This is a genomic window from Streptomyces sp. NPDC050548 (genome assembly GCF_044457385.1).
GTDB lineage: Bacteria > Actinomycetota > Actinomycetes > Streptomycetales > Streptomycetaceae > Streptomyces.
In genome coordinates this window covers 20205-33332 of record NZ_JBITGV010000031.1, presented here as the reverse complement: position 1 = coordinate 33332, position 13128 = coordinate 20205, and the positions used below count along the sequence as shown (strand labels likewise).

General features: G+C 70.3%; 11 protein-coding genes. All 11 read right to left on the bottom strand.

Annotated elements, in window-relative coordinates; genetic code table 11:
* Nucleotides 1-22: 22 nt before the first annotated feature.
* Nucleotides 23-1045: an ADP-ribosylglycohydrolase family protein gene (locus ACIBJH_RS46410; protein ID WP_399123068.1), complete on the bottom strand. Its 1023-nt coding sequence runs from the start codon at nt 1043-1045 to the stop codon at nt 23-25.
* Nucleotides 1042-1770 carry an NUDIX hydrolase gene (locus ACIBJH_RS46405; protein WP_399123067.1) on the bottom strand — a complete coding sequence of 243 codons (729 nt, stop codon included), beginning with the start codon at nt 1768-1770 and terminating at the stop codon, nt 1042-1044. The genes ACIBJH_RS46410 and ACIBJH_RS46405 overlap by 4 nt, the downstream gene beginning before the upstream one ends.
* Nucleotides 1771-1915: 145 nt before the next feature.
* Nucleotides 1916-3097: a pseudouridine synthase gene (locus tag ACIBJH_RS46400; RefSeq protein WP_399123066.1), complete on the bottom strand. Its 1182-nt coding sequence runs from the start codon at nt 3095-3097 to the stop codon at nt 1916-1918.
* Nucleotides 3097-3753 (bottom strand): SMC-Scp complex subunit ScpB, encoded by a 657-nt coding sequence (scpB, locus tag ACIBJH_RS46395; RefSeq protein ID WP_399123065.1) that lies wholly within the window; start codon nt 3751-3753, stop codon nt 3097-3099. The genes ACIBJH_RS46400 and scpB overlap by 1 nt, the downstream gene beginning before the upstream one ends.
* Complete coding sequence (locus ACIBJH_RS46390) at nt 3750-4733, bottom strand: segregation and condensation protein A (RefSeq protein ID WP_399123064.1); 984 nt, start codon at nt 4731-4733, stop codon at nt 3750-3752. The genes scpB and ACIBJH_RS46390 overlap by 4 nt, the downstream gene beginning before the upstream one ends.
* A gap of 18 nt (nt 4734-4751) precedes the next feature.
* The gene (locus ACIBJH_RS46385) at nt 4752-5306 is read right to left on the bottom strand and encodes a hypothetical protein (RefSeq protein WP_201048570.1); all 555 of its coding nucleotides are present in this window, start codon (nt 5304-5306) and stop codon (nt 4752-4754) included.
* Nucleotides 5291-6427: a ParA family protein gene (locus ACIBJH_RS46380; protein WP_200712102.1), complete on the bottom strand. Its 1137-nt coding sequence runs from the start codon at nt 6425-6427 to the stop codon at nt 5291-5293. The genes ACIBJH_RS46385 and ACIBJH_RS46380 overlap by 16 nt, the downstream gene beginning before the upstream one ends.
* Before the next feature lie 402 nt (nt 6428-6829).
* Nucleotides 6830-7945 carry an alanine dehydrogenase gene (gene ald / locus ACIBJH_RS46375; RefSeq protein WP_399123116.1) on the bottom strand — a complete coding sequence of 372 codons (1116 nt, stop codon included), beginning with the start codon at nt 7943-7945 and terminating at the stop codon, nt 6830-6832.
* A gap of 142 nt (nt 7946-8087) precedes the next feature.
* Nucleotides 8088-10154: a tetratricopeptide repeat protein gene (locus ACIBJH_RS46370; RefSeq protein WP_399123063.1), complete on the bottom strand. Its 2067-nt coding sequence runs from the start codon at nt 10152-10154 to the stop codon at nt 8088-8090.
* Nucleotides 10155-10301: 147 nt separating this feature from the next.
* Entirely contained in the window at nt 10302-10928 is a 627-nt protein-coding gene (locus ACIBJH_RS46365) for an NUDIX domain-containing protein (RefSeq protein WP_399123062.1), read from the bottom strand.
* 97 nt (nt 10929-11025) lie between these two features.
* Nucleotides 11026-12693 carry a CTP synthase gene (locus ACIBJH_RS46360; RefSeq protein WP_399123115.1) on the bottom strand — a complete coding sequence of 556 codons (1668 nt, stop codon included), beginning with the start codon at nt 12691-12693 and terminating at the stop codon, nt 11026-11028.
* Nucleotides 12694-13128 lie beyond the last annotated feature (435 nt).

The window sequence follows — 13128 nt, the reverse complement described above, 5'->3', positions numbered from 1 at the left end:
TGTCATGCGCCACCGCGAATCGTCAGGCGTCCCAGAGCGCCCCCAACGCCAGCAGCTCCCCCCGGTACTCGATCCGCTCCGCCCACTCCCCGGGCCAGGCGTCCGCGCCCAAGTGCGCACCAGCGAAGGCGCCGGTGAGGCACGCGATCGAGTCCGAGTCGCCGGAGGTGCAGGCAGCGCGCCGCAACGCGGTCACCGGTTCCTCCACGAACAGCAGGAAGCACAACAGGCCGGTCGCCAGGGCCTCTTCGGCGATCCAGCCGGCGCCGGTGGCCAAACAGGGGTCGGTCTCCGGGGAGTTGGCGCGTACGGCGTCCTGGAGGCGGTCCAGGATCTCCAGGCAGTCGTCCCAGCCGCGCGCGATGAAGTGCTCGGGCGTGGGGTCCTGGCTCCGGGTCCACAGGTCGCCCAGCCAGCGGTGGTGGTAGCGGGTGCGGTTCTCCACGGCGTACGACCGCAGCAGCCCGACCAGTCCGGTCGGTTCGGCGCCGTGCGCGAGCAGCCGTACGGCGTGTGCGGTGAGGTCGGACGCGGCGAGCGCGGTCGGGTGGCCGTGAGTGAGCGCGGACTGCAACTGGGCGGCGCCGGACCGCTGTTCGTCGTTCAGCCCCGGGACGAGCCCGATCGGCGCGACCCGCATGTTGGCCCCGCAGCCCTTCGAACCGATCTGGCTGGCGTCCTGCCAGAGCCGGTCCTCGGCCTTCAGCAGGTTGCAGGCGACGAGGCAAGTCCGGCCGGGGGCACGGTTGTTGTCCGGTGACTGGTACCAGTCCACGAACTCCTCGCGCACCGGCCGCTCCATCCGCTTGGGCCCAAGCAGCCCTCGGTCCATGGCGGTTCGCAGCCCCCGCCCCAACGCCAGCGTCATCTGCGTGTCGTCGGTGACGATCGCCGGCTTCGGCAGCTCCATCTCGCGCCAGGGACCGCACTTGGCGAGGATCGCGGGCACGTCGTCGAACTCGGTCGGGAAGCCCAGCGCGTCCCCGAGGGCGAGGCCCGTCAGGGCTCCGGTGGCGGCACGCTTGCGGACACTGGTCGTGGTCATGCGGGGCTTCCTTCCCGGGTCGGGCGGAGCAGCGGCGGGTACAGGGTGGTGGCGGTGCCGGCGCGGTACAGCGCGGCCGGTTTGCCGCGGCCGCCGGTCAACTTGGCGCCGCCCGGCACCGGTTCGACGAAACCCGGTGTGGCGAGCACCTTGCGGCGGAAGTTGGGGCGGTCCAACTCGGCGCCCCACACGGTCTCGTAGACCTGTTGCAGCTCCCCGAGCGTGAACTCGGCCGGGCAGAAGGCGGTGGCGAGGGAGCTGTACTCCAGCTTGGCGCCCACCCGTTCGTGCGCGTCGGCCAGGATCCGTTCGTGGTCGAAGGCGAGCGGCCCGAGCGCGTCGTACGGCAGCCAGCGGGCCTGCGCCGCGTCGCTGCCCGCACGCGGTTCGGGCGGGTCGGGCAGCAGTGCGGCGAAGGCGACGGTGACGACCCGCATGCGGGGGTCGCGGTCGGGCTCGCTGTAGGTGCGCAGTTGCTCCAGGTGGAGCCCGGAGACGTCCGACAGGCCGGTCTCCTCGGCGAGTTCACGCCGGGCGGCGCTCTCGGCGGACTCGTCGGGCGCCACGAAGCCGCCGGGCAGCGCCCAGTGTCCCGCGTACGGCTCCTGGCCGCGCTCGACGAGCAGGACGTGCAGGGCGCCGGCCCGGATCGTGAGGACGGCCAGGTCGGCGGTGACGGCGAAGGGTTCGAAGGCGTACTTGTCGTAGGCCGGTGTTGCGGTCATGGTGATCAACCCCGTTAATAGTCACTTCGACTATAAAGAGCGATCGCGGTACCGCGCAACCCCCACGACGGACGGAAAAGAAGCAGACGAAAACGAAACGGCCGGCCCCGGAGAACCCGGAACCGGCCGCACCCAACTGACGCTTCTAGAGATCGACTTCCTGCATCAGCATGCCGACCTCGGTGTTGGACAGCCGTCGCAGCCACCCCGACTTCTGGTCGCCCAGGGTGATCGGGCCGAAGGAGACGCGGACCAGCTTGTCGACCGGGAAGCCGGCCTCCGCGAGCATGCGGCGGACGATGTGCTTGCGGCCCTCGTGGAGGGTCACCTCGACCAGGTAGTTCTTGCCGGTCTGTTCGACGACCCGGAAGTGGTCCGCACGCGCGTACCCGTCCTCCAGCTGGATGCCGTCCTTCAGCTGCTTGCCCAGATCGCGCGGGATCGGGCCCACGATGTGCGCGAGGTAGGTCTTCTTCACGCCGTACTTGGGGTGGGTCAGCCGGTGCGCCAGCTCGCCGTGGTTGGTGAGCAGGATCACACCCTCGGTCTCGGTGTCGAGCCGCCCGACGTGGAAAAGACGCGTCTCGCGGTTGGTGACGTAGTCGCCGAGGCACTGTCGGCCCTCGGGGTCCTCCATCGTCGCGACGACACCGGCGGGCTTGTTCAGCGAGAAGAACTGGTACGACTGCGTCGCCACCGTCAGCCCGTCGACCTTGATCTCGTCGTGCTCGGGGTCGACGCGCAGCCCCTGCTCGACCACGATCTCGCCGTTGACCTCGACGCGGGACTGCTCGATCAGCTCCTCGCAGGAGCGCCGGGAGCCGTAGCCCGCACGCGCGAGGACCTTCTGGAGCCGCTCGCCCTCCTGCTCGGCGCCCGGGAAGGTCTTGGGCGGCTTGATGTCCTTCTTGCCGGCGTACCGCTCCCGGTTGCGCTCCTCGGCCCGCGCGTCGTACTCACGCGAGGTCGCCGGCGCCCAGCGCCCGCGTCCGGTGCTCTGGCCCTGCTTGGGGCCGCCCTTGGCACCACCGCGCGCGGAGGCGCCGCGCCCGGTCTTGGGGCCTTCGTGGGACCCCGTGGGGCCTACGTCGTAGCGCCGCTCCTCGGGACGCGGCTTTCCGGCGCGCTTCGGCTTGTCGTCGCGGCCTCCCGCGCCCCTCGGCTGGGAGCCGCCCCCGCCGGCACCCCGGGAGTTGCCCGCGCCGGAACCACGACCGCCGCCGCCCCCACCGGAACCCCGGGGATTGCCGCCCCCGCCGGTCCCGCGGGGGTTGCCGCGCCCGCCGCTCCTACCGCCACCACTGCTGCCACTGCCACTGCTTCGCATCAAAGTTCCGTCGTCGTCGTGTCGTCTGCATCTGCATCCGGTGCATCCGGATCGAACGACGGGACCCCTTCCAGCGTCTCCGCCTCGATCGCCTCGGCCTCAGGGAGGAAGGGCGCGAGCTCCGGGAGCTCGTCCAGGCCTCGCAGGCCCATCCGCTCCAGAAAGTAGTTCGTCGTCACGTACAGGATCGCACCTGTTTCGGGTTCCGTGCCCGCCTCCTCGACCAGACCCCGCTGCAGGAGGGTGCGCATCACACCGTCGCAGTTGACTCCGCGGACCATCGAGACCCTGCTGCGGCTGACCGGCTGGCGGTACGCGACGACCGCCAGGGTCTCCAGCGCCGCCTGCGTGAGCCGGGCCTGCTGGCCGTCCAGGACGAAGCCCTCGACGGCCGGCGCGTACTCCGGGCGGGAGTAGAAACGCCAGCCCCCGGCGATCAGCCGCAGCTCGAAACCGCGCCCCTGGACGGTGTACTCGTCAGCCAGCTCGCGCAACGCGTCCGCGATCCGCCGTTTCGGCCGCTGGAGTATTTTCGCGAGATGCTCCACGGTCGCGGGCTCGTCCACGACCATGAGGACGGCCTCCAGGGCGGGCTTGAGGTCGAGTTCCGCGACGGCGGACGGGCTCGCCGGTACTCCCGTGGACTCCTCGCTCACGCCGACTCCTCCTTGGTCTCCTTGGGCACCTCGGGCGGCCGGTCGAACTCGTCCGTGACCACCGGCTCGGCCTCCCCGTCCCCACCGGTCCAGCGCACGATCAGATCGCCGAGCGCGGTCTCCTGGTCGAGGGCGACGGCCTTCTCCCGGTACAGCTCCAGCAGCGCCAGGAACCTCGCCACGACGGTCAGGGTGTCGTCGACGTCCTCGACCAGCGTGCGGAAGCTGGCCTCGCCCAGCTCCCGCAGCCGCGCCACCACGATCCCGGCCTGCTCCTGCACACTGACCAGCGGCGCGTGGATGTGGTCGATGTAGACCTGCGGCCGGGGCTTGGGCTGCATCGCCTTGACGGCGAGCCTGGCGAAGCCCTCCGGACCGATCCTGATGACCACCTCGGGCAGCAGCTCGGCGTGGTGCGGTTCGAGTCCGACGGTACGGGGGTAGCGCCGGGCCTCCTCGTCGAGGCGCCGGTTGAAGATCTCGGCGATCTGCTTGTACGCCCGGTACTGCAGCAGCCGCGCGAACAGCAGGTCCCGGGCCTCCAGCAGCGCGAGGTCGGCCTCGTCCTCGACCTCGGCGGCGGGCAGCAGCCGGGCCGCCTTCAGATCCAGCAGGGTCGCCGCGACGACGAGGAACTCGGTCGTCTGATCGAGATCCCAATCAGGCCCCATCGCCCTGATGTGCGCCATGAACTCGTCGGTGACCTTGGACAGCGACACCTCGGTGACATCGAGCTTGTGCTTCGAGATCAGCTGGAGGAGAAGGTCGAAGGGCCCCTCGAAGTTGGCGAGCCGCACCGTGAAGACCCCGTCGTCGGACTCTTCGGCGACTTCGTCCGCGACCGCTTCGGCAACTTCTTCTACGACCACTTCTTCTACGACGACCTCGGGCTCCGGTTCCGGAGCCGCGCCCGGTCCCTTCCCGAGCGCACGCCGACGTCCGGCGGGTGCGCCGGCGGCGGGAGCGTCGTTCGAGGTCATGGCCCCCGCAGGCTACCGCTACCGCCCGCGAAGCCGGCGGACGAGAATGCTCGCGTCCCCCCGGGACTCCAGATCGGCCAGCACCACGGCGACCGCCTCGCGCACGATCCGCCCGCGGTCGATCGCGAGGCCGTGCTCGCCCCGGAGCACCAGCCGGGCGTGCTCCAGGTCCATCAGTTCCTCGGCGGAGACGTACACGGTGATTTTCTCGTCGTGCCGCTCCCGCCCGCTGGGACGCCGCTGAGCGGGCTGTCGGCCGCGCTTGCGGGGCTGTCCGGCGGCAGAACCTTCCTGCGCCTCCTGACGTCGTACGGAGCCCTCCGCGGCCCGGCTGCGGGACTCGCCCGCGTCCGCGTCGGCCGCGACATGCTCCGCGCCCTCGCCGTCACCGCCCTGTGCGGGTACGGAGTGCGGGGCGTCCTCCCCGGCGGCGGCACCGTCGCTCTCCCCCGCCGGAGCCGGTACCCGCGCCTCGCCGTTGGACTGGCGCCTGGGGGTGGACGCCTGGAGCGCCATCCCCCCTGTCGTACGGAACAGTTCGTCGGCCCCCGGCAGACTCACTCGGCGTGACACCGGGCGAGCACCTCCCTGGCGAGCTGGCGATAGGCGGCGGCACCGACGGAGTTGGAGGCGTACGTGGTGATCGGCTCGCCGGCGACCGTGGTCTCCGGGAAGCGCACCGTGCGTCCGATGACCGTGTGGTAGACGTGATCGTCGAACGCCTCGACGACGCGGGCGAGCACCTCACGGCTGTGCACGGTCCGGGAGTCGTACATCGTGGCGAGGATGCCGTCGAGCTCCAGCTCGGGGTTGAGCCGCTCCTGGACCTTCTCGATCGTCTCGGTCAGCAGCGCGACACCACGCAGCGCGAAGAACTCGCACTCCAGCGGCACGATCACCTTGTGGGCCGCCGTCAGGGCGTTCACGGTGAGCAGGCCGAGGGAGGGCTGACAGTCGATCACGATGTAGTCGTAGTCGGCCATCAGCGGCTTCAACGCCCGCTGCAGGGTGGACTCGCGCGCGACCTCGCTCACCAACTGCACTTCCGCAGCGGACAAGTCGATGTTGCTGGGCAGCAAGTCCATGTTCGGGACAGCTGTCTTGAGGAGCACCTCGTCGGCCGACATGCCCCGCTCCATGAGCAGGTTGTAGACGGTGAGGTCCAACTCCATGGGATTGACGCCCAGTCCGACCGACAGCGCGCCCTGCGGGTCGAAGTCGACGAGCAGTACGCGTCGTCCGTACTCCGCGAGCGCGGCACCCAGGTTGATGGTCGACGTGGTCTTGCCGACGCCGCCCTTCTGGTTGCACATCGCGATGATCGTCGCGGGGCCGTGGCTGGTCAGCGGGCCCGGGATCGGGAAGTAGGGCAGCGGGCGTCCGGTCGGGCCCACGCGCTCACGACGCTGGCGGGCCGCGTCGGGCGCGAGTGTGGCCGCGTACTCGGGATCGGGCTCGTACTCGGCGTCGGGGTCGTAGAAGTGCCCGTCGGGCAGTTCGTCGTAGTCGGCGAAATGGTTGTGGGGCGCGCCCCTTCCGTCGCCGGCCATGGCGTTCACGTGATGGCCATCCATGCTCTGGTGTGCTGGCTGGGTCACCCCTGGCTTGTGGTGACCCCGGTGGGCTGCGAAGGTGCGCACAGCGACGGAGCCGACAGCCTCGAACCCCGCGGGCTCCTGGCCCCTTGCCGGCATTCCTGGTTGACCACCCCCGGGAGAAAATGTCGACTCATTCACAAGTCGTCTTACCTCCTTGGTGACCAGGGAACTTCTCGATAGGTCAGCGTGGCACCATGCCGACGGTTGGCGACTCTATGGCGTGTCGGGTGTTCGCAGCAACACAATCCGCCGGACCCGGCCCGATGTGTCGGCAATGAAACATCCCTCTGTCAAGGGCGTACGGCAGTCGCACGGCAGGTTTCACCGGTGCACGAATCGGTTCAAGGGTTATGTTCGGCGCGAGTTGACCGATCGCCGCAAAGTGACCATACACACACTTCCGGCCGGGCCTGTCGAGCAAGGCCCGGCCGGGTGCGCGGTGTTGACGACCTGTGTTGACGTATCGCCTTTTGCTGAACGGTGACTTAGTCGACAGAGTCAGCCGAGCAGGCTCTCCAGCTCGACATGCTCCAGTCCGTGCGCCTCGGCGACCTCGCGGTAAATCACCTTGCCGTCATGGGTGTTGAGGCCCTTGGCGAGAGCAGGATCACGTCGCAGCGCCTCGGCCCAGCCGCGGTTGGCCAGCTCCACGATGTACGGGAGCGTGGCGTTGGTGAGCGCGTAGGTGGACGTGTTGGGCACCGCGCCGGGCATGTTGGCGACGCAGTAGAAGACCGAGTTGTGGACCGGGAAGGTCGGCTCGGCGTGGGTGGTCGGACGCGAGTCCTCGAAGCAGCCGCCCTGGTCGATCGCGATGTCGACAAGCACACTTCCGGGCTTCATCCGCGACACGAGTTCGTTGGTGACCAGCTTCGGGGCCTTGGCGCCCGGGATGAGCACCGCGCCGATGACGAGATCGGCGTCCAGGACGGCCTTCTCCAGCTCGAAGGAGTTGGACATGATCGCCCGGACCTTGGTGCCGAAGACCTTGTCGGCCTCGCGGAGCTTGTTGATGTCGCGGTCGAGCAGCGTGACGTGGAAGCCCATGCCGACGGCGATCTGCGTGGCGTTCCAGCCGGAGACACCGCCGCCGATGACGACGGCCCGCGCGGGCTGGGTGCCGGGGACGCCGCCGGGGAGCACACCGCGGCCGCCGACCGAGCGCATCAGGTGGTAGGCGCCGACCTGCGGGGCGAGGCGGCCCGCGACCTCGGACATCGGGGCGAGCAGCGGGAGGGCGCGGCCGGGCAGCTCGACGGTCTCGTAGGCGATCGCGGTGGTGCCGGACTCGATGAGCGCGTCGGTGCACTCCTTGGAGGCGGCCAGGTGCAGGTAGGTGAAGAGCGTCTGGTCCTTGCGGAGGCGGTGGTACTCCTCGGCGATGGGCTCCTTGACCTTGAGCAGCAGGTCGGCGGTGGCCCAGACCTCGTCGGCGGTGGCGAGGATCTTGGCGCCGGCCGCCACGTACTCGTCGTCCGGGATCGAGGAGCCGACGCCGGCGTTCTGCTCGATGACGACCTGGTGGCCGTGGCGCACCAGCTCGTGCACGCCGGCGGGTGTGATGGCCACCCGGAACTCGTTGTTCTTGACCTCGCGGGGGATGCCGACCTTCACGTGGATCACGGTCCTTGGCTCAGAGGGTGTGGGGCAATACATCTCATACCCGGACATGCGTGAGCGCACCGGGAGACCGCAGGAGAAGGTGCGGCAGAGCCAGTTTAATGAAGGTGTTCTCGGTGTCTAGCCTTTCAATGCATCAATCTTCCGCGGATGTACTACGGATTTCGCAGGCGTTAGCGTCATGTTCCAGGGATTCGGGGGCGGGATCACCCTCCTGGAGCTCCTCGCCGAGCATGCGTTCGGCCGTGCCGCGGTGCAGCGCGGCGGACGCCGGGTCGCCCAGCCGGTCGAGGGTGTCGGCCAGCCGCAGCTGCAGCGCCGCCTGCAGTCGTACGTCCTCCGCGCGGCGCGCCCACTCGACGGCCTCGTGACAGGTGAGCAGCGACTCCTCGGGGCGGCCGGCGTACTCCTGGACCCGCGCCAGCTCGCTCAACGCCCGTGCCTGGGCGGCCACATCGCCGTTCTTGCGGTACCCGGCGACGGCCGCCCGCCAGTTCCGCAGGGCCTCGCCGTAGCGGCCCGCGTAGGTGTGCGAGGCGGCGATCCGGCCGTAGAGCCGGGCGGCCTCCGCGCGCTCGTCCCGGGCCAGCCGCTGGGCCAGCGCGCGGCCGAACCAGTCGGCGGCCCGGTCGTAGTCGCCGAGCTCCTGGTGCGCGCCGCCTACGGATTCCATCGCGCGCCCGGTCGCATACGGGTCATTCGCTTCGCGTCCGGCGTCCAGCGCGGCCCGGTAGCGGGCCAGCGCCTCGGTCGTACGGCCGGTCTGCGCGTCCAGATCGGCGAGGTTCAGCAGCGCGGCGGCCTGCTCGCGGGGCAGGTTCCGGCGCTCGGCCACGTCGAGGACGAGGCGGTGGATGCCGTAGAGCTCGGGGGCGGCGGCCTGGGTGCCGAAGTGGGCGACCATCGCGCGCACCAGCTGGGACATCAACCGGCGGGCCAGCGTGTCCAGTTCGCCGTCGGCGACCGCGAGGCGGGCGGAGGCCAGCAGGGCGGGCTGGCGGACGCGCAGCCAGTCGGCGGCGGCCCGGGGGCTCGGGAAGCGCAGCGAGCTGGGCATGCCGAGGAGTTTTTCCCGGGCCTGGGGGCTGTCGGTCTCGGTGATGGCACGGCAGGACTGGAGCAGCCGTACGGTCCGCTCCAGCATGCGGGCGCGGGCGAGCTGGAGTTCGGCCGGGCGGTCCTGGGTCTCGGCCAGGGAGCGCAGCAGGGGCTGAAGGCAGCCGGGGACCTCGTACTGCGGCAGCGGGGAGTCCAGGGCGCGCACCAGGCCCGCGGTGACGAAGTCGTCGAGGGTGGCGCGGGCGCCGTTGACGGAGCAGCCGGCGAGCGCGGAGGCGGTCTGGGGGTCGACCAGGCCGGCCGGGGCGAGGGAGAGCAGTCGCAGTATCCGGGCGGCGGGGCTGGGCAGCGAGCCGTGGACGAGCCGGAAGACGCGGCTCAGCGGGGTGCCCTCGTCGCTCTCGGCGTGCAGGTGCTTGGCGAGGTCGGCGACGGCGGTCTGCGGGCGGGCGGCGAGCCAGCCGCCGGCCAGGGTCAGCGCGGCGGGCTGGGACTGGCACACCTCGACGAGGCCCTCGGCGGCGACCGGGTCGACGGTGATGCGGACCGCGCCGGTGTAGCGGGTGAGGAGTTCCAGTGCGGACTTGGTGTCGAGGCCGCCCAGGGTGCAGGGGCGGACGTCCGCGATGCCGGTGAGCGGGCCGCCGGAGACGGCGACGACCAGGCACTCCGGGGTGTCCGGAAGCAGTGCGTCGACCTGCTCGGCGTCGGCCGCGTCGTCGAGCAGGAGCAGGGCCCGCCGGTCGGCGAGGGCGGCGCGCAGGATGTCCGAGAGGTCGTCCTCGGAGGCGCCGGCCGGGGTGGGCAGTTCCAGGGCGGTGAGCAGTTCGCGGGCGGTGCGCTCGGTGGGGACGGGGGTGCCGTCGGGCTCGCTGAGCCGGGCCCGGAGCACTCCGTGGTCGTAACGGTCAGCGACCTGCCGGACGAGTTCCTCGGCGAGGGCGGTGCGTCCCGAGCCGGGCTTGCCCGCGATGAGGAGGACGCGTGCGCGGGGGGCCTTCCGGCCGGCGATGGTGTCCAGCCCCGCGCGCTCGATGTCGGCCCGCAGCTCTTTCAACTCTCTTGCGCGGCCCAGGAATTGACCCTCGGCAGAAGTGTCCTCGGACAGCTTCACGCCATCTGTGTCCACCGCCTGATCCGTCACGGGCCACACTCCCGTCCCACTGCACGCGCAAAGCCCGCCGGGACTCCGGTTCGGGTATTTCCAGAGCCTAGTTCACGCTCTGCGACGAACCGTGCGGAGCGCGGCGGGCACATCCCCCGATCGGATCAGCCGATCGTCACACCGGGTTCAGGACTCGAAGGGACGCGCGGGCCACGGCGCCTCGGCGGGGCGCAGCGCTTCGATGCCGTCGCCGTGCCGGGCGGCGACCAGGGAGAGGACGCCGACGACGAGGCAGTTGTTGTGCAGCTCGCCCGCGAGGACCCCGCGGACCAGGTCGCCGAGGGGCACGCGCGCGTGCTCCATGTCGGCCTCCTCGTCCTCGACCTCGAAGCGCTGTCCGTCGGCCTCGGACAGGTCGCGGGCGAGGAAGATGCGGATGGCCTCGTCGCAGCCGCCGGGCGTGGTGTAGACGTCGGTCAGCACCCGCCAGTCCTCGGCCTTGACGTGCGCCTCCTCGTACAGCTCGCGCTGGGCTGCGTGCAGCGGGTTCTCGCCGGGGACGTCGAGCAGTCCGGCCGGGATCTCCCACAACTTCTGGCGTACGGGGTGGCGGTACTGCCTGATGAGCAGCACCCGGTCCTGCTCGTCGAGGGCGAGGACGCCCACGGAGCCGGGGTGGACCTGGTAGTCGCGGTGCACGACCGTGCCGCCGGGCATCACCACGTCGTCGGTGCGCACAGAGGTCTTGTTGCCGACGAAGGGGGTCGCGGTCGCCCGGATCTCCCACTCCTCCGGGGTGTCCTTGATCGTCATGCGCTGTCCCTCCACACGTACACGAACCTCACGTACAAAACGGCCGGGGTGCACACCTCTTGAAGGCGCGCACCCCGGTCACCGTACAACCCTCGTACTACTTGCCCGTCTTGCGTGCCACGGCCGCCTTGACCAGGCCCGCGAAGAGCGGGTGCGGCCGGGTCGGGCGGGAGCGCAGCTCGGGGTGGGCCTGCGTGGCGACGAGGTAGGGGTGCGCCTCGCGCGGGTACTCCACGTACTCCACGAGCTTGCCGTCCGGAGACGTGCCGGAGAACTGCAGACCGGCCTTCTTCTCCAGCTCGGCGCGGTAGGCGTTGTTGACCTCGTAGCGGTGGCGGTGGCGCTCCTCGACGTACTCCTTGCCGTCGTAGACCTCGCGCACGATGGAGCCCTCGGCGAGCTTGGCCGGGTACATGCCCAGGCGCATGGTGCCGCCCATGTCTCCGTCGCCGGCGACGATGTCGAGCTGCTCGGCCATGGTGGAGATGACGGGGTGGCCGGTGGCCGCGTCGAACTCGGTGGAGTTGGCGTCCTCGATGCCGGCGAGGTTGCGGGCGGCCTCGATCACGATGCATTGCAGGCCCAGGCAGAGGCCCAGCAGCGGGATCTTGTGCTCGCGGGCGTACTGGATGGCGCCGACCTTGCCGGAGACACCGCGGTCGCCGAAGCCGCCGGGGATGCAGATCGCGTCGACGTCACCGAGCTGCTTGGCGGCGCCCGCCGGGGTCTTGCAGTCGTCCGAGGTCACCCACTTGATCTTCACGCGCGCCTTGTTGGCGAAGCCGCCGGCGCGCAGGGCCTCGGTGACCGAGAGGTAGGCGTCGGGCAGGTCGATGTACTTGCCGACCAGCGCGAGGTTGATCTCGTGCAGCGGGTTGTGGACGCGGTCGAGCAGGTCGTCCCAGGTCCGCCAGTCCACGTCGCGGAAGGGCAGGTCCAGCTTGCGGACGACATAGGCGTCCAGGCCCTCGCTGTGCACGGTCTTGGGGATGTCGTAGATCGAGCGGGCGTCGGGGCAGGCCACCACGGCGGCCTCGTCGACGTCGCACATCAGCGAGATCTTGCGCTTGATCGCGGTCGGCACCTCGCGGTCGGAGCGCAGCACGATCGCGTCCGGCTGGATACCGATGTTGCGCAGCGCCGCAACCGAGTGCTGGGTCGGCTTCGTCTTCAGCTCTCCCGACGGGCCGATGTACGGCAGGAGCGAGATGTGGACCACGAACACGTTGTCCCGGCCGACCTCGTGGCGGACCTGGCGGACCGTCTCCAGGAAGGGCAGCGACTCGATGTCGCCGACCGTGCCGCCGACCTCGGTGATGACCACGTCGACCTCGTCGGTCGCCATCCGCCGGATGCGGTGCTTGATCTCGTTGGTGATGTGCGGGATGACCTGCACGGTGTCGCCGAGGTACTCGCCGCGCCGCTCCTTGGCGATGACCGTCGAGTAGACCTGGCCGGTGGTGACGTTGGCGCTGCCGTCCAGGTCGCGGTCGAGGAAGCGCTCGTAGTGGCCGATGTCCAGGTCGGTCTCGGCGCCGTCGTTGGTGACGAACACCTCACCGTGCTGGAAGGGGTTCATCGTGCCGGGGTCGACGTTCAGATACGGGTCGAGCTTCTGCATCACGACGCGCAGGCCCCGCGCCTTGAGGAGCATGCCGAGGCTGGAGGCGGTGAGGCCCTTGCCGAGCGAGGAGGCGACACCCCCGGTGACGAAGATGTGCTTGGTCGTCGTGGCTGTGCTGTTTCGGAAAGCAGCGGGCGGCATGGCCAAGAGGGGGCTCCCGTGGTCGCGGTTCGAGGTGCGGTCGTCGGGGGTTTTGTGCCCACCGGTCCACGGGCTACCAGGGTATCAGCGCCCGGACGAGATGGCTTCCGGCCACGCTCCGCACTCACGCCGACACACAGGTCACTCCCGTCGACACAGACGCGCCCTGGTTACCTGCTTCTCACGTGCTGCTCACCCGTTCGGCCCAGGTCCGTTGGCGAGAGCGGCACACAGATCATCTACGTGCGTCGTATCCTGCTCGGACACTCGCTGCCGAGCCGGTCCGGAACACGGCACCACCCCCGCCCGTACATCCCGGAACAACGAGAGCTCGTCAGCCCGTTGGGCGACGACCCCCATTTGCTTCATGGCTCAACGACGCACTACAAACGATCCCTTGACCGCACACAGCGACCGCCCCTTTTTCGTGGGGCG

What these genes read in the sequence shown, in the direction of transcription:
- ACIBJH_RS46410 (WP_399123068.1), bottom strand. Translation starts at nt 1,045, where the DNA reads ATGACCACGACCAGTGTCCGCAAGCGTGCCGCCACCGGAGCCCTGACG.
- ACIBJH_RS46405 (WP_399123067.1), bottom strand. Translation starts at nt 1,770, where the DNA reads ATGACCGCAACACCGGCCTACGACAAGTACGCCTTCGAACCCTTCGCC.
- ACIBJH_RS46400 (WP_399123066.1), bottom strand. Translation starts at nt 3,097, where the DNA reads ATGCGAAGCAGTGGCAGTGGCAGCAGTGGTGGCGGTAGGAGCGGCGGG.
- ACIBJH_RS46390 (WP_399123064.1), bottom strand. Translation starts at nt 4,733, where the DNA reads ATGACCTCGAACGACGCTCCCGCCGCCGGCGCACCCGCCGGACGTCGG.
- ACIBJH_RS46380 (WP_200712102.1), bottom strand. Translation starts at nt 6,427, where the DNA reads ATGCCGGCAAGGGGCCAGGAGCCCGCGGGGTTCGAGGCTGTCGGCTCC.
- ACIBJH_RS46365 (WP_399123062.1), bottom strand. Translation starts at nt 10,928, where the DNA reads ATGACGATCAAGGACACCCCGGAGGAGTGGGAGATCCGGGCGACCGCG.
- ACIBJH_RS46360 (WP_399123115.1), bottom strand. Translation starts at nt 12,693, where the DNA reads ATGCCGCCCGCTGCTTTCCGAAACAGCACAGCCACGACGACCAAGCAC.